21 protein-coding genes are annotated in these 21,556 nt (G+C 40.2%); 4 read left to right on the forward strand and 17 right to left on the reverse strand.

The window, feature by feature from the left end:
• Nucleotides 1-14: 14 nt before the first annotated feature.
• Complete coding sequence (locus EMIN_RS06355; protein ID WP_012415413.1) at nt 15-764, forward strand: glycosyltransferase family 2 protein; 750 nt, start codon at nt 15-17, stop codon at nt 762-764.
• A complete protein-coding gene (locus EMIN_RS08410) occupies nt 761-1,525 on the forward strand; it encodes a polysaccharide deacetylase family protein (RefSeq protein WP_012415414.1) in 765 nt (254 codons plus the stop codon). The genes EMIN_RS06355 and EMIN_RS08410 overlap by 4 nt, the downstream gene beginning before the upstream one ends.
• Nucleotides 1,526-1,557: 32 nt before the next feature.
• Here the strand turns inward: EMIN_RS08410 and EMIN_RS06365 are convergent, their stop codons facing one another.
• Genes EMIN_RS06365 through mnmE form a run of 11 tightly spaced genes read right to left on the reverse strand, consistent with a single transcriptional unit; the run spans nt 1,558 to nt 13,923 of the window.
• On the reverse strand, nt 1,558-2,643 hold the full coding sequence (locus tag EMIN_RS06365; RefSeq protein ID WP_012415415.1) for a UDP-N-acetylglucosamine--N-acetylmuramyl-(pentapeptide) pyrophosphoryl-undecaprenol N-acetylglucosamine transferase: 1,086 nt from the start codon (nt 2,641-2,643) through the stop codon (nt 1,558-1,560).
• Between the two features lie 27 nt (nt 2,644-2,670).
• The gene (gene ftsW, locus EMIN_RS06370) at nt 2,671-3,822 is read right to left on the reverse strand and encodes a putative lipid II flippase FtsW (protein ID WP_012415416.1); all 1,152 of its coding nucleotides are present in this window, start codon (nt 3,820-3,822) and stop codon (nt 2,671-2,673) included.
• 1 nt (nt 3,823) lies between these two features.
• Entirely contained in the window at nt 3,824-4,909 is a 1,086-nt protein-coding gene (mraY, locus tag EMIN_RS06375; RefSeq protein WP_012415417.1) for a phospho-N-acetylmuramoyl-pentapeptide-transferase, read from the reverse strand.
• Nucleotides 4,910-4,925: 16 nt separating this feature from the next.
• Entirely contained in the window at nt 4,926-6,278 is a 1,353-nt protein-coding gene (locus tag EMIN_RS06380; RefSeq protein ID WP_012415418.1) for a UDP-N-acetylmuramoyl-tripeptide--D-alanyl-D-alanine ligase, read from the reverse strand.
• Nucleotides 6,279-6,289: 11 nt separating this feature from the next.
• Nucleotides 6,290-7,978 (reverse strand): peptidoglycan D,D-transpeptidase FtsI family protein, encoded by a 1,689-nt coding sequence (locus tag EMIN_RS06385; RefSeq protein WP_012415419.1) that lies wholly within the window; start codon nt 7,976-7,978, stop codon nt 6,290-6,292.
• The gene (locus EMIN_RS06390) at nt 7,975-8,229 is read right to left on the reverse strand and encodes an FtsB/FtsL family cell division protein (protein WP_012415420.1); all 255 of its coding nucleotides are present in this window, start codon (nt 8,227-8,229) and stop codon (nt 7,975-7,977) included. The genes EMIN_RS06385 and EMIN_RS06390 overlap by 4 nt, the downstream gene beginning before the upstream one ends.
• On the reverse strand, nt 8,226-9,107 hold the full coding sequence (rsmH, locus tag EMIN_RS06395) for a 16S rRNA (cytosine(1402)-N(4))-methyltransferase RsmH (protein ID WP_012415421.1): 882 nt from the start codon (nt 9,105-9,107) through the stop codon (nt 8,226-8,228). The genes EMIN_RS06390 and rsmH overlap by 4 nt, the downstream gene beginning before the upstream one ends.
• Nucleotides 9,100-10,197 (reverse strand): hypothetical protein, encoded by a 1,098-nt coding sequence (locus tag EMIN_RS06400; RefSeq protein WP_012415422.1) that lies wholly within the window; start codon nt 10,195-10,197, stop codon nt 9,100-9,102. Before EMIN_RS06400 ends, rsmH begins: the two co-directional genes overlap by 8 nt.
• Nucleotides 10,184-10,792, reverse strand: a complete 609-nt coding sequence (rsmG, locus tag EMIN_RS06405; RefSeq protein ID WP_012415423.1) for a 16S rRNA (guanine(527)-N(7))-methyltransferase RsmG — start codon at nt 10,790-10,792, stop codon at nt 10,184-10,186. Before rsmG ends, EMIN_RS06400 begins: the two co-directional genes overlap by 14 nt.
• 1 nt (nt 10,793) lies before the next feature.
• Nucleotides 10,794-12,557 carry a tRNA uridine-5-carboxymethylaminomethyl(34) synthesis enzyme MnmG gene (mnmG, locus tag EMIN_RS06410; protein WP_012415424.1) on the reverse strand — a complete coding sequence of 588 codons (1,764 nt, stop codon included), beginning with the start codon at nt 12,555-12,557 and terminating at the stop codon, nt 10,794-10,796.
• Between the two features lie 16 nt (nt 12,558-12,573).
• Nucleotides 12,574-13,923 (reverse strand): tRNA uridine-5-carboxymethylaminomethyl(34) synthesis GTPase MnmE, encoded by a 1,350-nt coding sequence (gene mnmE, locus EMIN_RS06415; protein WP_012415425.1) that lies wholly within the window; start codon nt 13,921-13,923, stop codon nt 12,574-12,576.
• A 94-nt stretch (nt 13,924-14,017) separates the two neighbouring features.
• Between mnmE and EMIN_RS09525 the strand changes: the two genes are divergently transcribed.
• A complete protein-coding gene (locus tag EMIN_RS09525; RefSeq protein WP_012415426.1) occupies nt 14,018-14,524 on the forward strand; it encodes a type IV pilin protein in 507 nt (168 codons plus the stop codon).
• Between the two features lie 79 nt (nt 14,525-14,603).
• Here EMIN_RS09525 and jag read toward each other — a convergent pair whose 3' ends face one another.
• Genes jag through rpmH form a run of 5 tightly spaced genes read right to left on the reverse strand, consistent with a single transcriptional unit; the run spans nt 14,604 to nt 18,458 of the window.
• Nucleotides 14,604-16,016: an RNA-binding cell elongation regulator Jag/EloR gene (jag, locus tag EMIN_RS06425; protein ID WP_012415427.1), complete on the reverse strand. Its 1,413-nt coding sequence runs from the start codon at nt 16,014-16,016 to the stop codon at nt 14,604-14,606.
• Between the two features lie 20 nt (nt 16,017-16,036).
• Nucleotides 16,037-17,632 carry a membrane protein insertase YidC gene (yidC, locus tag EMIN_RS08420; protein WP_012415428.1) on the reverse strand — a complete coding sequence of 532 codons (1,596 nt, stop codon included), beginning with the start codon at nt 17,630-17,632 and terminating at the stop codon, nt 16,037-16,039.
• A 57-nt stretch (nt 17,633-17,689) separates the two neighbouring features.
• Nucleotides 17,690-17,923, reverse strand: coding sequence for a membrane protein insertion efficiency factor YidD (gene yidD / locus EMIN_RS06435; protein WP_012415429.1), 234 nt, complete (start codon nt 17,921-17,923; stop codon nt 17,690-17,692).
• A 24-nt stretch (nt 17,924-17,947) separates the two neighbouring features.
• Nucleotides 17,948-18,382 carry a ribonuclease P protein component gene (gene rnpA / locus EMIN_RS06440; protein WP_041691277.1) on the reverse strand — a complete coding sequence of 145 codons (435 nt, stop codon included), beginning with the start codon at nt 18,380-18,382 and terminating at the stop codon, nt 17,948-17,950.
• On the reverse strand, nt 18,321-18,458 hold the full coding sequence (gene rpmH / locus EMIN_RS08625; RefSeq protein ID WP_012415431.1) for a 50S ribosomal protein L34: 138 nt from the start codon (nt 18,456-18,458) through the stop codon (nt 18,321-18,323). The genes rnpA and rpmH overlap by 62 nt, the downstream gene beginning before the upstream one ends.
• Before the next feature lie 256 nt (nt 18,459-18,714).
• Here rpmH and EMIN_RS08775 point away from each other — a divergent pair, with 256 nt between their 5' ends.
• On the forward strand, nt 18,715-19,491 hold the full coding sequence (locus tag EMIN_RS08775) for a TraR/DksA family transcriptional regulator (RefSeq protein ID WP_012415432.1): 777 nt from the start codon (nt 18,715-18,717) through the stop codon (nt 19,489-19,491).
• A 46-nt stretch (nt 19,492-19,537) separates the two neighbouring features.
• On the opposite strand, the gene EMIN_RS06455 is transcribed toward EMIN_RS08775, so the two are convergent.
• Complete coding sequence (locus EMIN_RS06455; protein ID WP_187146157.1) at nt 19,538-21,520, reverse strand: M3 family metallopeptidase; 1,983 nt, start codon at nt 21,518-21,520, stop codon at nt 19,538-19,540.
• Nucleotides 21,521-21,556: the final 36 nt, after the last annotated feature.

Consider the following 21,556-nt stretch of genomic DNA (forward strand, 5'->3'; position numbering starts at 1 on the left):
AGGTATAATTTATTATGACAATATCGCTTATAATGATTACAAAAAATGAAGAAAATAACCTTCCCGCCTGTTTGGACAGCGTAAAGGGCTTTGTTGACGAAATTATAATCGTTGACGGCGGCTCTTCGGACAGAACGGTTGAAATCGCAAAGTCTTACGGCGCGCAGGTATCTGTAAGACAATTTGATTCTTTTACCCTCCAAAAAGGCGCTGCGCTTGAAAAAGCCACTAAAGAGTGGGTGCTTAACCTTGATGCGGACGAATTTCTATCCGAAGAATTAAAAAAAGAACTGCTAGAAACAGAAAAAAACCCTAAATACGACGCGTACTACCTCCCTTCAAAAAACATATTTTTAGGCCGCAAAATGGAACACAGCGGGCTAAAAGGCAACTATAAAATAAGATTCGCCAAAAGAGAAGGGGCATCCTACCAAGGGGGCAAAGTGCATGAAGTGCTTATGCCAAGGGATAAAAACAGTTTAGGGTACCTTAAAAATGTTATAAACCATACTCCGTATAGAGATATCAGGCATTATTTTGAAAAATTTAATATTTATACATCTTTAGGCGCGGAAACCATGCATGAAAGAGGCAAAAAGTTTAATCCGCTGCAATTACTGCGGCCGCCGTTTGAGTTTTTTAAAATTTACATACTGCGTTTAGCCGTATTAGACGGCATCCAAGGCTTTATGTGGGCTTTATTTTCTTCTTTATACCCGGCGGTTAAATACGCCAAATTATGGGAGTTAAATAAAAATAAATGATTTTATTTCTGTTTTTAACAGCTTTTACGCTATTACTTCTTATAATTATATCCTATCTGCTTTGGTGGATACCAAGGCCAAAACTGGTAGCGTTAATGTATCATCACATAGGCCCGGTTACCAACGAAGAAGAGAAAGATTTTTTTATAGAAGCTAAAACTTTTGAACAACACCTTAGCCTGATAAGAGAAAAAGGGTTTAATTTTGTATCGATTGAAGATATTGAAACGCACCAAGCCACAAAAAGTTATTTGCCTTACAAACCCGTAGTTATTACTTTAGACGACGGTTGGGAAGATAATTATACCTACGCTTTTCCAATACTTAAAAAACTTGGCGTAAAAGCCAATATTTTCCTGTCGGTAAGCCAAATCGGCACGCCCGGCATGCTTAATTGGGAACAGGTAAAGGAAATGAATGAAAGCGGGCTTGTATCATTCGGTTCACACGGGCTTACGCATAAGAGGCTGCGCTCTCTTACAAGTGAAAACGTTTCTTACGAAATGCAAAACAGTAAAAAAATATTAGAAGAAAAACTTGGCAAAAAAGTGTTAAGCTTCTGTTACCCTTTTGGAGCGTTTGACAAAAGAATAAGATATCTTTGCTTTAAAGCCGGTTACATCATAGATTACGGCACCAGAAAAGGCGTTAACGTAATGCCGTGGAACGGCAGACACCCCCTTCAACGCGCGCATGTAATGCGAAATAATTCTTTAAGGCATTTAAAAACACAGCTTATATTCGGAAGGGAAAAAATCTAATAATTTAAAAACCCCTCATAAGAGGGGTTTTTTTATAAAGATTCAACGGTATCTGCAATTATTTCAGCGGATTTCAAAGGATCGGGTAATTCAAGCATTTCGTATCCTCTTTCCATAAATTCTAGAATATTTTTATTTTTTGAAATACCGGCTATATACTCATGCAATTTTGGGGCAAGGTTATCCCCCTCCACAAAAAGCTCCGCGCAACCCGCTTTTTTAAGAAGCATGCCGTTATAATACTGGTGGTTGTCAGCCGCATACGGGAAAGGTATTAGTACAGCAGGTTTTCTGCAGGCGTAGAGTTCTGCTATTGTACTGGCGCCGCTGCGGCAAACAACAAAATCAGCCGCCCGCATAAGAAAATAAATATCATGACAGTAGGCGAACAAGCGTATATTTTTACATCCTCTGTATTCCTGTCTTAATTTATCATAACCCTTATCACCGCTTATGTGCACAAATTGTACGGTATCGTTTTTCTTAACTATTTTTTTTGCGGTTTTGCTTATAGCCATATTAAGTTTTTTACTTCCTTGTGAGCCGCCGAAAATAAGCACCGTGGCAAGGTTAGGATTAAGACCGCGGGATTTTAAAACTTCCTCCCTGTTAAAATCAAGGCCGAACTCTTCCCTTATAGGAGTGCCGACCAACTTTGTATTTTTTATATTGTCTGAAGTAGGAAGACCTAGTAAAAATATATTTGTAAATTTCGCGCAAATTTTATTGGCAAGCCCTATTTTGGTATTAGAATCATGCACCGCGCTTTTAATGCCTTTTATTTTAGCCCATACAATAACAGGAAAAGATAAATAACCGCCCATACCTACACAAACATCCGGTTTAAAGGCGTTTATTATGCCCAATGTCTGCCAAAAGGAAACGATAAATTTATAACAAAAAATTATATGTCTTATAGGGTTTGCTGACCTCGGAAACCCCGTAAAATTGATTTCTTTGTAGTTAAAATTATTTTTTGTAAGAGTTTTTATGGCCGCGTCTTCCTTTCTTACAACGAATAAAACTTCATAACTTCTTTTACGTAATTCTTTACCAAGCGAAAACCCCGGGTAAAAATGCCCGCCCGTGCCGCCTGAAGCTATTATAAATTTTCTCATTATAACCCTCTTATATAATTTATTATATTATATCTTTTTATCAGCTTTATTCTCCACAGCCGAAATGTTTAAAAGCATGCCCATCATAGCCATTGTTATTAAAAAAGAAGACCCGCCGTATGAAAAAAACGGGAGCGGAAGGCCTTTGGTAGGTAAAAGCCCAGTTGCCACGCCCATATTAAAAAAAGCCTGCAAAGTTATAGTAAGCGTAAGCCCCAGCGCAAGCATTGAATTGAAGGTGTTCTTTGATCTTCTGGCTATATTAACGCCGCATACAAGCAGCCACACAAAAAAAGCTATTATAATTAAACTGCCAAACAACCCAATCTCTTCCGATATAATAGCGAAAATAAAGTCAGTATGCGCGGCGGGCAAATATTGAAGTTTAAGTTCCGAATTACCCAACCCTTTACCAAACCAGCCCCCCGAACCTATGGCTAAAAAAGACTGGAACAGCTGATAACCCGTTGTGCCGGCGGTTTCCTCCGGGTCTAAAAAGGAAAAAAGCCTTTTTAATCTATATGAATAAAAAATTAACTGGTGTAAAATTATAGGTACCGAACATGCTAAAACTAACAAAAGATGTTTTATTTTAGCGCCCGCCACAAATAAAAGCAGAAACACAACACAAAATAAAAGTACCGGCGTACCCAGTTCGGGCGCGAGCATCATTAAAAACAGAGTAACGCCTGTTATTATTAAAGGCGGCAATATTGTAGCAAAAGACTTACTTATGGAAACTGATATGTTTGACAGGTAATACGCCATATAAATCATTAAAGCCGGTTTAGCTACTTCGGAGGGCTGTAAATTAAAAAAACCAAGGTTTATCCAACGATGCACATTTGCCACTTTCGGCATAAAAAGCACTATAATCAAAAGCGCCCAAGCGCCGTATATTATAAACATCGGGTTAATTTTTTCCTGTATTTTTAAATAAAACTGGGACAAAAACGCGGCAATGCCAAGACCTACAATATCGTATATTACCTGCCTTTTAAATAAATTGCCTGATTCAAACGCGCTGGAAGAATATGTGAAAATAAGGCCAAAAAGCATAAGCGCCGCCGTGATAAAAAGAAGGCTTCTGTCAGGAACTAAAAAAGTAAATTTTTTATTTTTTTGTTCGCTCTGTTTTCTTTTTGCCACTATCGGTTTAGCTAAATATACTTTGTTCATATTATCTTATTTTAAGTGAAGCTAAAGATATAAGCGTAAGCACTATTCCTATAATCCAAAATCTTACCGTAACCTTAGGTTCGGGCCAGCCTTTTAACTCAAAATGGTGATGCAGCGGCGCCATTTTAAAAAGCCTTTTGCCTCCGCTGACCCTGAAATAAAACATTTGCATCATAACGGAAAGCGTTTCTATTACAAAAATACCACCCGCTATAGGAAGCAAGATTTCCTGTTTGGAGCATAAAGCCGCAACACCCAATACTCCCCCCAAAAATAAGGAACTGGTGTCGCCCATAAAAACCTGCGCGGGATATGTGTTAAACCATAAAAAACCCAAACACGCGCCCACTACCGCGCAAAGAAAAACGGCTATTTCGCCCGCGCCGGGTACATAAATAATTTTAAGATAATCGGCAAAGTTAAAGTTGCCCGCCAGATAAGCGAAAATGGCGTAAGTGCCGGCGCATAAAACCATAGAGCCGGCCGCAAGCCCGTCAAGCCCGTCAGTTAAATTTGTGGCGTTTGAAGAGCCCACTATCAAAAGCATAGCGAAAATAAGATAAAAGAAAGAAAGGTTTATAATAAAATTATTAAAAAAAGGAATGCTTAATTTAAAAGCGAATTCCGCGTTTGGCGGATACATTGTTAAAAATAAAACCACTATAAAAGAAGTAAAAATTTGTATGCTGAATTTTACCCAGGAAGGCATTCCCGCCGGGTTCTTTTTAACAAGTTTTGTATAGTCGTCTAAAATACCGGCTATGGCAAGCATTATCGTTGTAAAGGTTAAAATCCATGTATAGGGTGAATCTAACCTGGCCCATAAAAACACGCTTACCAAAAGCGAGGCCAAAATCAAAACGCCGCCCATGGTCGGGGTGCCGTGCTTACTTAGGTGCGACGCCGGCCCGCAGTCCCTTTGGTACTGCTGTATTTTATAAGAACTTAATTTTCTTATAACGGCGGGGCCTATAAAAAGCACAATAAGTAAGGCTGTTATTATAGCGCCGCCCGCCCTAAACGTAATATAACTGAAAACGTTTAAAAAAGATATATCGTGTTTCAAAAAAGACAGGTAGTAAAGCATCAAAAACTCCTATTAATTATTTTAAACAATCCAAAATTTTTTCATAATTCATTGAGCGGGAAGCCTTTATAAGGCAGGTTCCTCCGTTTTTAAGCACTTCTTTTAAATCTTGCGCCCAATCTTTATATTCTAACGAATATTTTAACTTAGCGGCGGGATTTTTGGTTTTAAGGGCTTCTGCTGCAGCCGCCATTTCCGGACCGGAAAGAAAAATATAGTCTATCTGCTTGCCTATTAATATTTTAGCTAAATGAGCGTGATATTTGGCAGAACAGTTTCCAAGTTCCTTCATATCGCCCAAAACGGCCACCCTCGGGCCCGCTTTCCTCTTGGCAAGAAGAGTAATGGCGTTTTTCATGGAAGCGGGATTGGCGTTATAACAATCTAAAATAAAATCAACGTTTCCTATTTTACGTTCTTCCATACGCATAGGCATGGCTTCATAGGCGGCAAGGCCTTTTTCAATATTATCTTTATACAAGCCTAAAGCTATAGCGCCGGCGGCCGCGGCCGCGGCGTTAAGTTTGTTATGTTTTTCAAACTGCAAATCAAAGGAAAACACTTCCCCTTTATAAACAAACTCTAAGTTTTTTTTGTTTTTTATCTGTAAATCGGCTCCGCTTTTAAAGCCGAAGCTTATGGCTTTGCCTTTATATTCGGTTTTAAGTTTTTTAAGCATGGCGTCGTCAGAATTAAAAACAAGTATGCCGCCAAAGTTAAGGCAGTCTATAAGTTCGGTTTTAGTTTCGTAAACCGTTTTTAAATCCTTAAAAAACTGCAAATGCGCGGCCGAAACATTTGTTATTATAGCCACGTCGGGCAAAGTGGGTTTGCCTATTTCTAAAATGTCGCCTTTTTTAGAAGCGCCCAATTCAAAAACGCCGAATTTATCTTTAGAGTCAATCTCCAAAAGCGAGAAAGGCAGCCCGAACTGGTTGTTTAAATTGCCCATATTAGCCCTTGCGGGGCCGGAAGTTTTGCATATTGAAAGAAGCATTTGTTTTGTTGTGCTTTTACCGTTTGATCCCGTGATAGCCACAACTTTAAGATCCGACCTTCTTCTGTGGTAAGCGGCAAGCGTTTGAAGGGCCGTTAAAGTATTTTCAACCTCAACTAAAGCGGTATTTTTTAAATCAATTTTATCAGCGAAAAACTTATCCGCCACAAGCGCGGACGCGCCCGCGTCAACCGCGTTTTGCAAAAAAGTGTTGCCGTCAAATTTTTCGCCTTTAAGAGCCCAAAAAATATCCCCTTTAGTTAATTTTCTGCTGTCGGTAATAAAAGCGTTAAACGGCATTAAAGGATTTCCTTGTATTATCCGTCCGTCAACTATTTTCGCAAAGCTGCCAAGCGTTAAATTAAGATACATTTTATACTCCGTTATTTTTCGTCCCCGGGATTATCAGGAACTACTGCGTAAATTGTTATAAGTCTTTTAGCTATTTCGGCAAAAGCGGGCGCAGCGCTTTGCCCGCCGAATACGGGCTTAGCGGGCTGGTCCAAAACAAAAAGTATGGTAAACTCGGGGTCAGTAGCCGGAAAAAAACCGCAAAAAGAAACTATGTGGCTTTTTTTGGCGTAGCCGCCTTCACCGCTCGCTTTTTCCGCAGTGCCTGTTTTGCCGGCAATCGTATATCCTTTTACCTGCGCTCTTTTACCCGTTCCCACGCTTACTACAGAACGTAAAATTTCCGTCATATCCTTTGATGTCTGAGGCTTTAAAACAGCTCTTATTCTATTAGCTTTTGCCTTATAAACAACCTTACCCCTTCCGTCTTGCATTTTATTTATTATATGGGGCTGCATTAAATAACCCCCGTTAGCTATAGCGGAATAAGCGTTAACAAGCTGTATACCCGTAAGAGAAATACCGTACCCGTAGCCCGCGCTGGCCGTATCCACACGGGTCCATTTGGCGTAAGGCCTTACGGTTCCCCTGGCCTCGCCCTGGAAGCCCACGTCGGTCTTTGTACCGAAACCAAAAGACTTAATGTAATAAAAAAAGTCCTTAGGCCCAAGTTCAACGGCAAGTTTAGCAACCCCTCTGTTGGAGGAAACCTCCATAATTTTTGTTATGGAAAGTTCATTGCCGTGCGCGGCTGTGGCGTCACGCACGGAAAAGCCGGAGCTTACAAGCCATCTGTCTTTTTCCTCAAATTTTAAAACGTCTTTTTTATTAGCGGTGCCGCTGTCTATGGCTGAAGCTGTTGTAATGGCTTTAAATGTGGATCCTGGTTCGTACGTAAACTGAAAAGCCATTGACTGCCCGTCTTTTACCGGATATGAAGCCGCCGCTATAATATTACCTGTTTTTGGGTTTTGAACAATGGCCATGCCTCTTTCGGCGTCGTTTTCTTTAACGTATTTTTCTAAAATTTCTTCAACATGGTATTGGGCCAAAGAATCTATTGTGAGGTAAATATCAGAAACATTTGTTTCTTCTTTCATACCTCTCTCATAAATAATTTGCCCTCTGCGCGCGCGCACAGCGCGCTTTTTACCTATATCTTGGCTGAGCTCTTTATTATAAAGCTGCTCAATACCCGAAAGCCCTAAATTTTTTGAATTGGCCGCCCCTATTAAATCTATACCCATTTTTTCATAAGGGTGTATTCTTTCATACTCAGGGCTAAGCTCAATACCAGTAAGCCTGTTCTTTCTTATTTCCTCGGTAAGACGGGTATAAGTTTCGGGTTTAATTTTTTTATCAACGTAAAAGAAATTATCTTTAGTAGACCACTTTTTTAAAATATCTTTTTTAGAAACTCCGAGCACGGAGGAAAGAACCGCTACGGCTTTATTTTTATCATTAACATATTTTTTTAAAACAGCGCAGGAATGGGTGCGCAAACTTTCGGCCATGAGATTGCCGTTAACGTCTAAAATATTGCCTCTTACTCTATCCTCAGCAAGATACGCGTAAATAGATTTTTCGGTTCTGGCGCTGAACTCGTCATGCTTAAAAGTTTGCAAATAGAAAAGCCTGCACGCCACCAGCAGCGCAGGAATAAGACAAATTATTCCGCAAATTTTTATTCTTGTTTTTGTGTTATAAACTATATTATTCATTTATTTAAAATAACAATATTTTCCACGGGAGTAATTTTCATATTAAGCCTTTCTTCCGCTTTTTCCGTTACTACAGCGGGTGAAGAAAGAACAGTAATTCTGTATTTAAGATATTGGTTGCGCGATTCTTTGAGCGAAACTTCCCTTTCTATCTTACCTACCTCAATGCCAAGCCTTCGCTGTTCAACGCGTTCAACCGCTAATATTAAACTAAATACCGCCACCGCAAAGAGCCAAAAAAATGTTTTCATATCTTCTCCGCCACTCTTAATTTAGCGCTTCTGCTTCTTCGGTTATTTTTAACCTCTTCCCATTCGGGTTCAATTACGTGTTTATTAACTAGCTTTACTTCTCCCTCAGCGGACATTTGCTTAAAAATATTTTTTACAATTCTGTCCTCTAAAGAATGGAAGGTTATTACCGCCGCCCTGCCGCCCGGTTTTAAAACCTCGGGCAAAACTTTTATAAAACGCTCAACCGTACCGAGTTCGTCATTAACCTCTATTCTCAAAGCCTGGAATACCCTTGTGGCGCCGTGCGTTTTTCCTCTTCTTGGTAATACGGGCGCTAAAATATTAGCCAGTTCGGAAGTTGTTTTTATTTTTTTATCAACGCGCGCCCTTACTATAGCCGCGGCCGCATTACGAGCATTAGTCTCCTCACCATAGTTCGCAAAAATTCTTTCAAGTTCCTCTGCTGTGTACGAATTGACTACATCAGCCGCGGTTTTTTGCCCGGAAATATCAAAACGCATGTCCAAAGGCCCCCCGCCCATAAAACTAAACCCGCGCGAGGCGTCGTCTAACTGATAGGAACTTAAACCTAAATCTAAAAGAACGCCGTCTGCTCCGCCTTGTATTTTTAAATCTTTTAAAACTTTTGGGGCGGCCTCATAACTTAAATTTATAGCCGTAAGTCTGCCATCGGCAACATTTGCCTCGGCCATTTTAACCGCGTTATAATCTTTATCAAAACCTATAATTTTGGCCTCTTTGCCAAGCAGTCCGAGCAAATATTTTGTGTGCCCGCCCAAACCTAAAGTGCCGTCGATATAAACACCGTTTATATCGGTAATAAGCATTTGGCCTATTTCTTTAGTCAAAACGGGAATATGAGTCCAGTTATTCATTGCCGCCGCCCTGCGCGGAAGACGCGCCCTTTGACATATCATGCGCCCAAACGTCTTCCAACACTTCAAATCTTGTAAAAGGCAGGCCGTAAGCGCGGTACAGAGCCTGGTAATCAGGCATATTATTTTTTAAGTTTACGCAAAAAACATAATATTCGTTTTTGCTTCGCATATGCATCAAATAGCTTACCATGCTGTAAGCCTGCGCGTACCACATTTGGGTTTGGTCCGCCGTAAAATCTTTTAAAGAGTTTATTTCCACAAATTTTTCAAAAGGCATATATTCGCCTTTTTTAAACCTCTGCAAAGAATTTTCTAGCCACGGAGGTTTCCCTTCAGAGGTTTTTGACTGCATATAAACAGCCATGCCTTCTGATAGCCAAAGCGGCGTTTTGGCGGGCAGAAAAAACCCGTCAAAATATAAATGTGTAAGTTCATGCACAGATAACGGGTAAAATTTATTGTTTTCAATAACATAAAGAGTGTCGCTTTCTATATCGCAAGAAGCCCCCGACCAAGCGGGCCTTTGCGTAAAATTTTGGTAACTCTGCGGCTCTCCAAATAACATAATCAATATTCTGTTAGGTTTATACGCCATGCTAAAAGGAAGAAGATCCAAAATCAAATTGCCATGTATCTTGTCAAGCACGGTTACTACTTTTGGCGTTACGGGTTGATTCTCACGGTAAATCATAAAGTTATACCCTCTCCCGGTAAAAAACCCCTTGGGCGGGCCTATCCACTTTACTTTTCGGGTAACAGGTTTAGAGTCAAAAACAAAAGGCAGGTCAGGCGTATACGGTTGTTCATTATATGTTTTGGCCATATCCTCAAGAATATTAATCCTCTTTTTTATATCTTTTTTTTGTTGTTCTACATCAACACTCTGCGCAATGCCCCTTTGAAAAGCTTCGTTAATATCCTCTTCGTTAATTTCATTACGCTCTAATTTTGCCTCTTTGGGAGGCAAAAGCAAAAGCTTACGCACGGTAGTGCCTACAGGTATATTAAAATACTGCAACGCCGGAGATATTAACAATATCCCCACTAAAAACCAGAAAACCGTTTGCAATTGTTTAATTATGTCCATTTTTATTTATCACAAAAATGTGTCTTTCTTTATCTTCTAAAGGCAAAGTATAATTTATTGTTTTAAACCTGCCCGCGTTGCCGGCCTCGCTCTGGAACGGAAGGAAAAAGCCCCCATCTTTAACATATTCCATACATACAGGCAAAATATCGTCAAATTTACCCATGGCCCGCTCTGTCACTACGTCATATTGTTCAGGCTCCGCCTGTCCGGCCCTCTCATTTAAAATGGTAACATTTTTTATATCCAGTTTTAAAACGCACCAATTTAGAAAAATTGTTCTTTTTTCAAGGCTTTCAATTAGCGCGGCGTTAGTTTTTGGCAAAGCTATGGCGGCGGCTAAACCTATATAGCCCGCGCCTGAGCCGATATCCGCAAAAGAGCCTTCCTCAAAGCCCAAATCTTTTACCGCTTTAGCGAATTGAAGGCCGTCGGCTATATGCCTGCCCCAAATTTCTTCTTTACTGCTTACGCTTGTAAGGTTCATAGAGTTCTTTTTATCCCATACCAAATCAACGTAAGCGCTTAAGGCGTTCATCTGCCCGTCGGTTAAATTTAGATTAAGATTATTAATAAACTCTAAAATTTTTTTCATATTATTTGTTTTTAGAAAGTCTGTAACGTTCAATATGCACGGCTAAAAGTTGTATGTCGGCAGGCGTAACGCCGGGTATTCTGCTTGCCTGGCCCAAAGTTTGCGGACGCACTTTTTTTAATTTTTGGCTGCTTTCAATTAGTATGCCTTTTACGGCGGAAGGGTCAAACCCTTCGGGTATAATTATTTTATCCGCCTGCGCCAGTTTCTCGGCGTCTTTTTTAAACCTATCATAATAACCGCTGTACATTGCGTCTATAACGGCTGTTTTACGCGCGCTTTCAACACGCCAGGCGGGCATATTAACAGCCTCAAACTCCGCCTTGGGGTTTGATTTAAAAACTTCCACCGCTTTTTTGTATTCCTCAAAACTTTGTTTATATTCCTTTGCCACCAAACCTGTTTTAAAGCCTATGTCCGTAAGCCTTAAATCCGCGTTGTCTGAACGGAGCATAATGCGGTATTCCGCACGGGAAGTAAACATTCTGTACGGCTCATTAACGCCTTTATTTACCAAATCGTCAATCATAACACCGGTGTAAGCGGTATCGCGCCCTAAGATAACAGGCTCTTTACCGTTTATTTTTAATACGGCGTTAAGCCCGGCTATAAGACCCTGCGCGCCCGCTTCTTCATAACCTGTTGTACCGTTAATTTGCCCCGCGTGGTAAAGTCCGGGTATTTTTTTTACTTCCAAAGTAGCATAAAGTTCCATAGGGTCAACAAAATCATACTCTATGGCGTAACCCGCCCTTGTAAGTTTGGCTTTTTCCAAACCGGGGACGGAAATCAAAAGTTCGCGCTGCACATCTTCCGGCATGCTGGTTGAAAAGCCTTGAATGTAATATTCCTGCGTGTTAAAACCTTCAGGCTCTAAAAATATCGGGTGCGAAGGAGCCTGGTCAAACTTTACGATTTTATCTTCAACCGAAGGGCAGTATCTGGGCCCCAAGGCTGTTATTTGGCCTGAATAAAGGGCGGAGCGTTTCATATTCCGCTTTAAAATTTCATGCGTTTTTTCAGTTGTCCTCGTTATGTAGCAGGATAAAAAGTTTCTTTCAAAAGGAGCCGTAAAAATAGACATGGGCTCAAAAGGATTATCCGAAGGCTGCTCGCGAAAAACCGAAAAATCAACGTCTTTCGCGTTTATTCTCATCGGCGTGCCTGTTTTAAAACGTAAAACGTTCAAATCCGTTTTTTTAAGGCTTTCAGTTAAAAAATTGCTAGGCGTGTCGCCGTATCTGCCGCCGGGAAAACTTACGCCGCCTATATGTATAACGCCGCCTAAAAAAGTGCCTGTTGTAAGTATAACAACTTTTGACAAATATTTTGTTCCGCGCAGAGTAACAACACCTTTTAAAACGCTTCCTTCAAAATAAAGCTCTTTAACTTCATCTTGTATGAGTTCAAGATTAGGCTGTTTTTCAAGCGTATGTTTATATTCCGCCTGGTATATTTTTTTATCGCATTGCACACGGGGCGAGTGAACGGCCGGGCCTTTACCCGTGTTGAGCATATGGTAGTGCAAACCCGCGGCGTCCGTAATTTTACCCATGGCGCCGCCTAAAGCATCAATTTCCCTTACAATCTGTCCTTTGGCCACGCCGCCTATGGAAGGATTACACGACATTTGTGCTATAGTGTCTAAATTTTGCGTAATTAAAAGAGTTTTCGCTCCAAGACGCGCGGAGGCAAGGGCGGCCTCGCACCCGGCATGCCCGCCGCCTACGACAATTACGTCATATTGGATATCGTATGTATACATGTTTTTTTAAAAGTTTTTATTTGCCTACGCAAAATTTTGAAAATATTATTCCCAAAATATCGTCGGCGTAAACTTCGCCTATAATTTCTTTAAGGTGCAGTAAAGCCCTTCTTACATGCTCGGCCAAAAATTCAAGGCCGAGGTCTTTCTTTAAAGCTTTAAGCGCTTCTTCCAACTCTTTTTCAGTTTTCACAAGCATGTCATAATGTACGGCCGAGGTAATTAAATTAGAATCCGCTTTAATATCACCGGCGTCTAAAAGTGAGATAACGCTGTTTTTAAGCTCCTCAACGCCCTCGCCTGTTTTAGAGGAAACATTTACCACTTTGTCCGCTTCATACAAAAATTCGGGCGGCGTAAAATTAATATCTTTTTTATTACAAGCCAAAATTATTTTTTTGCCTTTTATTTTTAAAGAATTCCAAAGTTCGTGATCAGCCTGCAGATGCTTTTTAGAAGTATCCGCCGTAAAAATAATAATGTCGGACTTGTCGGCCGCGTTTAAACTGCGGCGCATTCCTTCCCGTTCGGCCACATCAAGCGCGCCTTCTTTTATTCCCGCGGTGTCGGTTAAAATAATTTTATGTCCTTTAAAATCCGCTATTTCCTCAACAGTGTCTCTTGTGGTACCGCTGTGCTCGGACACTATGGCTCGGTCAAACCCCACTATAGCGTTAAGCAAACTGCTTTTACCCGCGTTAGGCACCCCTAAAATGGCCACTTTAATGCCTTCTTTTACAAATTTACCTGTGGAAAACGTGGATGCCAAATCACCCGCGCGGAGTTTGACATCATTTAAAATTTTTTTGGTATAGCCGGGGTCTAAAGGCTGCATTTCTTCATCAACGTCGTCTATACGCACTTCAATTTGCGCCAGCAACTCCGATAAAGAATTTTTTATTCTCTTAAACTCAGCCGATAATTTGCCTTCCATACTGTTCATAGCCGCACCGTGTGACGCGGCATTGTCGGAGGCTATTAAATCGCAAAGCCCGTTAGCTTCCACAAGGTCCATTTTACCGTTGATAAAAGCCCTCATGCTAAATTCGCCGTTTTTAGCGGGGCGTACGCCCATGTCGGACAGAATTTGCAACAAACGCCCTTTTATATAATTTGAGGCGTGGCAGGCAAACTCCACGGTATCTCCGCCGGTAAAACTTTTAGGCGCTTTAAAATATGTTACAAGCGCTTTATCAAGCAAAAAATCTCCGTCAAAAAGCTTTTGGTGATATACGCGGTTTACCTCAGGTCCGTTTGAAGATTTTGTAAGTTTTAAGGCGCATTGCCAAGCCTCCGGCCCGCTTACACGTATTACCGCTACAGCCCCGCCAGAACCCGTTATTACCGCACAAATAGTATCGTTCATAGAATATATATTTTACCATTTATGTAAATTAATATATATTATGCTATTGTAGCTTTTTTACATATTTTTTATACTTCTAAACAAGGAGTTAATTATGAAAAAAGGATTTACTTTAATAGAGCTTTTAGTAGTTGTGCTTATTATAGGTATACTTGCGGCTATTGCCCTGCCCCAATACATTAATGCTGTTAATAAGAGCAGATTTAGCCAAAATTTTATAATGGCAAAAGCTATGAGAGACGCTAATGACAGGGTTTTCCTTGCCACGGGTAACTATGCCTCAAGTTTTGACGAGTTTGATATTCAAATTCCGGGTACAACAGCTACCTGCCCGGGCGGAGCCATAAGCTGTTTAAAAGACGGAAGATACGGATACTTGCTTTTTTCTTCAGGTCTTGTGCAGGCGTACTTACTTAAAAGCGCTTCTGACTCTGTTGAGTTTGGCACCGTTTTAGCTTTAATAGAAATTCCTAACCCGGGGCCAAACGCAAAAACTTATTGTATAACAGGAACAACCGAGCCGGAAAAAGGCGAAAAATTGTGCAAATCGCTTGGCGGTAAACAACGAGCCGGTTATCCTAGATACTTTGAAATAAATTAAATATATATTTAATAAAAACTTAGTAAAACACAAAAGAAACCCCCGCTTAATTGAGCGGGGGTTTTAAAATAATTTTTAGTTAAGGAGCGGGTGTTTCTTTATTTTCTTCTTTGGTCTGCTCGGCTTCCGCTTCTTTTACTTCCTCCGTGACATCTCCGCCCGGTTTAAGTTCAACTTCCAGCATACCGCAGGAAGTCCCTTCAACCTGGTCTTGTGAAGAAGGCGCTTCTTTTAAAACAACTTCCTCTTTTTCAACTTCAACCGTGCAAATTGAAACCTGCTCGCCGTTTATTTCAACATTTTCAGAACAAGAGGAGGCTTCCTCCTCAACCCCGGCGGGGCTTTGCGTAGCGGCGCTTATGTCAGCCGCGTCTAAAACGGGCGTTGCCGCTTGGGCTTGTGCGCGGGCAGCCTTTTCAGCAGCTCTTTCCGCTTTAATTTGTTCATCAAGGTTTTCTTGGGCGGCATCAACTTCTTTGTCAAGCTGTTCGGAAGCGCATTTTTCAGGCGTTCTGGCCGCGGCGTCGGCCGCTTTTTCGGCCTCTGTAACAACCTTAGGCTCAATGGTGGAGACTCTTTCTTTTATAACAACCTTTCTCCATTTGCCTTCACCTTCGGAAGCCGTTTCGACAAACTCATTTGTTTCCAAAGCTCTGTGTATAAAACGTCTCATCTGCGCGGGCATAGGTTTTAAGCGGTAAACATTGGCGCCGCGCTTGATAGCGTTTACAGCCCTGTCAATTTCAGCGTAAAGTTTGTCTTCTGATTTCCTCCAATAATTCTGTGTGTCCGCAACTACAGATATCGGCGTGGAAAAATGGCGGCTTAAGGAAAGCGTAAGAAGATATTGTATGGCTTCTAAAGTTTTGCCTTCTTTACCTATAACTATGGCCGGATGGTCGCAGTCAAAGGTTAATAAAATTCTTTGCTGGGCCGAGTCCCACCAAACGTTAAGGTTCTCCGTTTTAATACCCATTTGCTCAAGCATTTTAAAAAGCATTTCCTTTCCTTCTGCCATAGGAGCTTTAAGGTTTTCGGGTATAACGGCGTTTTGTATGGCCTGGGAAGGAAGCAGCTGCGCTTCGTTTTCTTTAGGCGCTTTAGGCTCGGTAGAAACAGGTCTTTGTTTTCTTATTTTATCTTTTCTGCCGAAGTTCTTCTTGCCGCCTCTGTTATTAGAAGTTTTTTTATTTACTCTGCTGCCTTCGGGGTCGCGTTTAAAGTCATCTTCTTTTTTTCTATTGTTATTTCTTTTGTTAAAACCGCCTCTTTTTTTAGGAACGTCCATATAAATCTGAGCGTCTAAATTGCCGCCCCAGCGTTTTTGCCTTATTTCAACAACTGCGGGTTTAGCGCCTATTCCCCAAAAACCTTTTGTGGGGCGAGCGAGTACGGATACTTCAACCTGATCTCTTCTTAAACCTATTTCTTTTAAACCGTTGTTTATTGCGGTGTCAACGTCTTTTGCTTCTATTTTAATTTTTTTTGGCATAAAATTTTCCTCTTTTTATATTAAGCTTTTGCCATTTTTCTTTTCATGTAAAGCTGAATACCTAAACTTATAATACTGTTTGTTAACCAATACAAAACCAAGCCCGCCGGGAAGTTAATAAACACAAACGTAAATATTACCGGCATCCACTTAAGCATTGCCGTTTGCGTCGGATCGCTGCCTACGGGAGCTGTAATTCTTTGCTGAATAAACATTACGCCGCCCATAACTATAGGCAGAACATAAAAAGGATCTTTAGCGGACAAGTCCGTAATCCACCAAACAAACCCGGCGCCGTGAAGTTCCCATGATGTTCTAAATGCGTTAAAAAGCGCAATGAATATAGGAAGCTGTATAAGCAGCGGCAAGCAACCCATAAAAGGATTAAATTTATGCTTTTTATAAAGAGCAAGCATAGCTTGTTGCTGCGCGGTCTGGTCATTTTTATATCTTTCCTGAATGCTTTTCATTTCCGGCTGGATTTTTTGCATTACCATAGAAGACTTGTGCTGCATAATGGTAAGCCTTAACATGGTAATTTGGAATAATACGGCAAGTATTATTATGGCTACGCCGTAGTTGCCGGTAAACCTGTACAATGTTTCTAACACCCAACGCACCATTTTCCCAAGCGCTCCAAAGAACCCGAACTCAATTGATTTGTCCAAACTATAAGGCATTGTCTGGAATGTTTTGTAGTCTTTAGGCCCGAAATAGAAATCAGACTGTAAAACCGTTTTAGATTTCGGAGGTAAAGACATTGCCGGCACCGTAATTTTAAGCATGGGGCCTTCCACTTTGGCTTTACCTAATAAACCAAAAAACCTCGGGTGCGAATCAACAATAACTTTCTCTGTTTCCAATAAACCCGATTTCCAATTTTGCGGGATTAAAACCGCAAGAAAATATCTGTTATTAAGGCCGGCCCAAATCCAATTGCCGTCCTTAACGGAATCTTCAATTTTTTCTTTACTTCTATTATGAAAGGTTGGAAATTTTTTCCCTTCTTCTTGCGTAATGTAAACAGCTTTCATTTCGCGGCTGTTGTCGCTTTTTTCACTTTCAACAGTACCTATACCGGGGCCGAAGTTAAAGTAAAACTGGTCCAGTGTTTGTTCTTTTGTACTTCTGTTTTCTATTGAAAGGGATAAATTATTTATACCATCATCATTAAAGGTATAAGTTTTGTTTATCCTTATATAACCTTCTTCGACAGTAAAGGTTATACTGTTCTCCGTTCTGCCGGCTTCTTTAAAGGTAAGCCTCGGAAAGGTTGTGTAAAAACCTTCCTCAGTATAAGGCGTTAAATTAACGTCTCCTACGCAGTCTTTAAAAATATAATCTTTAATGCCCGCGCCTTTTGACGTGAATTTAATATCGGCCACTTTGGTTGAGAAATCATAAAACTTTTCTTCAACTTGTTTATCGGAAGGGGTTAATGCGGTTTTTGTAATTGATGAATTGCTTTTGGTAGCGGTTACTGCTTGTTCTGCAACTAAGGAGGCTTCTTGCTTTGCTTTAGCTTCCTGCGCTTTTGGCAAAGCATAGAATTGCTGGTACATTAATAGCGCTATAAAAAACACTAAAAATGCCATTAAAAATTTCTTATTTTCCATAAATCCTCTCTCACATGGAGTAGCTATTCCTTAAAAGAGGTTTTAGGCTTAATTTAATTAAGGCACAGGATCATATCCGCCCGCGTGTAAAGGATGGCATTTAAGCAGCCTTTTCACCGTCAGATATGATCCTTTTAAAAGCCCATATTTCAAAATAGCTTCCTTTGAATATTGCGTGCACGACGGGTAAAAACGGCAAGCCGCCGGGCCCAACAAAGGACGAACACAAATTTTAAATGCGTCTAATAAGAACACAGCCGTCTTTTTAGCTATTACAGAAATATTTTTCATTTAAAACTCTTTCTACTTTAAATATTAAAAGTCTTGAGTTTTTAAAATACCGGCCTTTTGCCAGAGTTCAAAAACAACCTTACAGGTTGTATGAAAATTTATTAAATTACCGCTCTCACGCGGGCTTATTATAAACGCCACGCCGTGATTTATCTTATACTTATTAAGCCTAAAAACCTCTCTAAGAAGTCTTTTTGTGCGGTTTCTAAGGGGCGCATGCCCCAACTTTCTTGATACTGCTATCGCCATTTTGGGTAATTTATCATCACCCAAATTTGGCCTGTACCACAAAACAAGTCCGCCGTGCGTAACCTTTTTCCCGTTCTTAAAAATATCCTCAAAATCTCTTTTGAGATGTAAACGGAAGTTCCTGGTAAGGCCGTAATGAGAAACATCCTTATTTTGCAATAAGGTTTTTTCTTCCCTTGGCTCTGCGTGCGCTGAGCACTTTTTTGCCACCGGGGGTCTCCATTCTTGCTCTAAAGCCTATGCTTTTAGCTCTTCTTCTTTTATTTGGTCTGTATGTAGGTAACATAGTGATATTATTATACTATATTATTTAGCCTGTTTATTTTTTGCCGCGGGGCAGGGTATTTTGCGTTGGGGGCAAAAGTTTTTTGAAGCTGATTTAGCCTCTGACGGCAAAACATACAAAACATTATACTTACTTTTTTAAAGAATTTTGCTATTCTTACGTCTTTACTTTGTAAAGGTTTTTTGCAGTCCGGACACTGGACAAAAGAGCGCATATTATGCTAGATTAGACGGATATAAATTTTACAGGAGAAGTTATGGCCAAAACAATTAAGAAAGCAGCCCCTAAAAAACCGGCCGCAAAAAAAACGATTAAAAAAACCGCCGTAAAAAAAACGGCTGCAAAAATCACCGCTAAAAAAACTAATTTAAAAAAAGTTGTTAAACAAGTAAGAAAACAAATAAAAAAAGATATAAGAAAAACCGCGGGGAAAGCGGCCAAACTTAAAAAAGCCGTGGGTAAAGAAAAAAGAGCATTGAAACAGGTTAAAAAAAATGTCACAAAAAAAACCGCCGCGATAAAAAAACAAGTTGCGCATAAAGCAAAAAAAGCGGAGAGAGCCGCTTCCAAAAAAATAGAAAAAACCTTAAACCCGGTAAAAAAATCTTTTGCAGCGCAAAAAAAGAAAATAGAACCGAAGGTTAACCATATTCTTGAAAAAGCGAAACAAGCGTCCCTCAAAGCGGAGGAACTTACCGCTGAAGAACTTAAACAAATAAAAAAGCATTTAATAGAACTTCACCAGGACGCCACGGAAAGGCTTAAAACAAAAAAAGAAATGGAAATGCCGGAAGCTGAAGTAGGCGACCCTATTGATACCGCTACGCAAAGTTTAGATAAAGAAATTTTATTTGAACAGACCGACAATTCCCATACGCAAATAGACCAGATAGAAAGCGCTTTGAGGAAAATTGACAAAGGTATTTACGGCAAATGCGAAAACTGCCGCCAATTATTGCCTAAAAAAAGAATCAAGGCTCTTCCTTTCGCCAGATACTGCGTTGTATGCCAAAGTTCTAAAGAAGGTTTTTAACAACCGATAAAAAAGCCCGCTCAACCGAGCGGGCTTTTTTTTATTTCTATTTAACCCCGAAGTTCTTTAAAAACGCTTTGTTATTATAAGGTCTTCCCAAAAACTTTTCAACCATTTCGTTCGGCTCCTCTGTAAGGCCCGGCGTATAAATATATTTTCTTAATTTTAAGCCCAGCTCTTTATTATCAAGGCCTTGCTTTTCAAATTCGGAAAATATATCGTCCGCTATAACTAATGACCATGCGTAAACATAATACCCCACATCGTATGGGTCGGTAAGCGACATTATGTGCGCAAAATTTGCCTGCGGATATGTGCCCTCTGTCATGGGAATCAAATAAATCTGTTTTATAAGTTTTTCATAAACACCCGTAGTATCTACATGTTTATTTGATTTGTGGTATTTATAATCCAATTGGCCTTGAAAGTTTTGCCTCAGCATAGGCAAAGCCACGCCCGCGTGTTTACTTTTTATAAGACTGTCAATCATCTCGTTAGGAAGAGACTCGCCCGTTTTATAATGTTTAGATATTTTTTTAAGAGTATCTTTATTCCAGGCCCAATTTTCCAAAAGCTGGGAATGCGTTTCAATATAATCCCAGGTAATATTGTCACCTCCTAAGGAAGCGTATTTAGGATGCGTAAGCGACATTTGCAAAACATGTCCGAATTCGTGAAATAATGTTTCCACTTCGCTGTGCGTTAATAGAGAAGGAATGCCGTTGCCCGGCGGGTTTAAATTAGAAGCTATTACCACAGACGGCGTTTGATACTGCCCGTTTTCCAATAAAAAGCCGTCAATAAAACTCCAGCACGCGGCGTGCGTGTATTTACCGTCGCGCGGGTAAAGGTCCATATAAAAATTGGAAATATGCGCGCCTGTTTTAGCATCTTTAATTTTGTAAACCAAAACGTCTTCATGCCAAACGGGCAAATCCACGCGCTCAAAAACCAGGCCAAAAAGCCCTCCGAATATTTCAAACATTCCTTTTATTACCGTATCGGTCATAAAATATTCTTTTATTTTCTCATGGTCGACATTATAATAAAGCTTTTTATATAAATTTGTGTAATACGGCGCGTCCCAAAGATAAAAACCGTCTGTCTTATAACCGGCTTCTTTATCTTTTAAGGCCTTATATTCTTTTAATTCTTTTTTACCTATGGGCCTGAGGTTTTTTTCAATACCGGATAAAAACTTTTTTAAAGTTTTTTCGTCTTTAGCCATACGGTCCTCAAGAACGTATTGCGGGTGGTCTTTATAGCCAAGCAGTCTTGAAGTTATCGAACGCTGCGCCAAAACTGTTTCTAAAAGACCCACATTTTCAAGCCCGCCTCTATTTGCAAATTTTATTTGAAGCGCTTTGCGCGCCTCGGCGTTTTTGGCGTTTGCCATAAAAGGGTTATAATCCGGATACTTTAAAGTAACAATATATTTACCGTCTTTTGTTTTATTAAGCCTGTTAATGTAAACGTCGCTCATACCGTCAAGTTCTTCTCTTGTAAGTTCAAGGCTGTCCGTATTTTGCATAAGGTTAACGTTATACTTGGTAATGTTTTCCATTTTCGAAGAAGTTAAATCCGCATATACTTTGGCCGCTTCCCCTTCAAGCTCGGCTCCGGCTCTTTTAAATTTGGCAAGCCAAAAAGCTAAAAGGCGTTCCTCCTCATTACCAAGTTTAGGATTTAAAGAAGAGAATTCTTTTAAAGCGCCATAAATATCTTTTCTTGCCAGAATAGAGGCTTTAAACTGGCTTCCTTTTGATTCAAGTTTAGCCGCCGCCTCACGCACGTCCTCGTCTTTATGAAAATAAGTAAGCAAAGACAAAGCTTTGGGAACATACCAATAATCCGTATAAGCGCGCTCAAAAGCTAAAAGCGTGTTTTCAAAGGTTCTTTGTTCTTTAGGCACGGATAAAACAGCCGCGATATTTTTTTCAAACCGTTCGGAAGCCTGCTTTTCTAAAAGCATAATCTCCGCCGGGGTATAATCAAACCTTAAAGCGCCGTCTTTAAACATTTTATCCATACTTTCTCCAAAAACAAATGCAGCCGCAAAAAAACT

The sequence above is a fragment of the Elusimicrobium minutum Pei191 genome, assembly GCF_000020145.1.
Taxonomy (GTDB): domain Bacteria; phylum Elusimicrobiota; class Elusimicrobia; order Elusimicrobiales; family Elusimicrobiaceae; genus Elusimicrobium; species Elusimicrobium minutum.

Coding starts and splice junctions, on each gene's coding strand:
- EMIN_RS06355 (WP_012415413.1), top strand. CDS start 15: ATGACAATATCGCTTATAATGATTACAAAAAATGAAGAAAATAACCTT.
- EMIN_RS08410 (WP_012415414.1), top strand. CDS start 761: ATGATTTTATTTCTGTTTTTAACAGCTTTTACGCTATTACTTCTTATA.
- EMIN_RS06365 (WP_012415415.1), bottom strand. CDS start 2,643: ATGAGAAAATTTATAATAGCTTCAGGCGGCACGGGCGGGCATTTTTAC.
- ftsW (WP_012415416.1), bottom strand. CDS start 3,822: ATGAACAAAGTATATTTAGCTAAACCGATAGTGGCAAAAAGAAAACAG.
- mraY (WP_012415417.1), bottom strand. CDS start 4,909: ATGCTTTACTACCTGTCTTTTTTGAAACACGATATATCTTTTTTAAAC.
- EMIN_RS06380 (WP_012415418.1), bottom strand. CDS start 6,278: ATGTATCTTAATTTAACGCTTGGCAGCTTTGCGAAAATAGTTGACGGA.
- EMIN_RS06385 (WP_012415419.1), bottom strand. CDS start 7,978: ATGAATAATATAGTTTATAACACAAAAACAAGAATAAAAATTTGCGGA.
- EMIN_RS06390 (WP_012415420.1), bottom strand. CDS start 8,229: ATGAAAACATTTTTTTGGCTCTTTGCGGTGGCGGTATTTAGTTTAATA.
- rsmH (WP_012415421.1), bottom strand. CDS start 9,107: ATGAATAACTGGACTCATATTCCCGTTTTGACTAAAGAAATAGGCCAA.
- EMIN_RS06400 (WP_012415422.1), bottom strand. CDS start 10,197: ATGGACATAATTAAACAATTGCAAACGGTTTTCTGGTTTTTAGTGGGG.
- rsmG (WP_012415423.1), bottom strand. CDS start 10,792: ATGAAAAAAATTTTAGAGTTTATTAATAATCTTAATCTAAATTTAACC.
- mnmG (WP_012415424.1), bottom strand. CDS start 12,557: ATGTATACATACGATATCCAATATGACGTAATTGTCGTAGGCGGCGGG.
- mnmE (WP_012415425.1), bottom strand. CDS start 13,923: ATGAACGATACTATTTGTGCGGTAATAACGGGTTCTGGCGGGGCTGTA.
- EMIN_RS09525 (WP_012415426.1), top strand. CDS start 14,018: ATGAAAAAAGGATTTACTTTAATAGAGCTTTTAGTAGTTGTGCTTATT.
- jag (WP_012415427.1), bottom strand. CDS start 16,016: ATGCCAAAAAAAATTAAAATAGAAGCAAAAGACGTTGACACCGCAATA.
- yidC (WP_012415428.1), bottom strand. CDS start 17,632: ATGGAAAATAAGAAATTTTTAATGGCATTTTTAGTGTTTTTTATAGCG.
- yidD (WP_012415429.1), bottom strand. CDS start 17,923: ATGAAAAATATTTCTGTAATAGCTAAAAAGACGGCTGTGTTCTTATTA.
- rpmH (WP_012415431.1), bottom strand. CDS start 18,458: ATGTTACCTACATACAGACCAAATAAAAGAAGAAGAGCTAAAAGCATA.
- EMIN_RS08775 (WP_012415432.1), top strand. CDS start 18,715: ATGGCCAAAACAATTAAGAAAGCAGCCCCTAAAAAACCGGCCGCAAAA.
- EMIN_RS06455 (WP_187146157.1), bottom strand. CDS start 21,520: ATGGATAAAATGTTTAAAGACGGCGCTTTAAGGTTTGATTATACCCCG.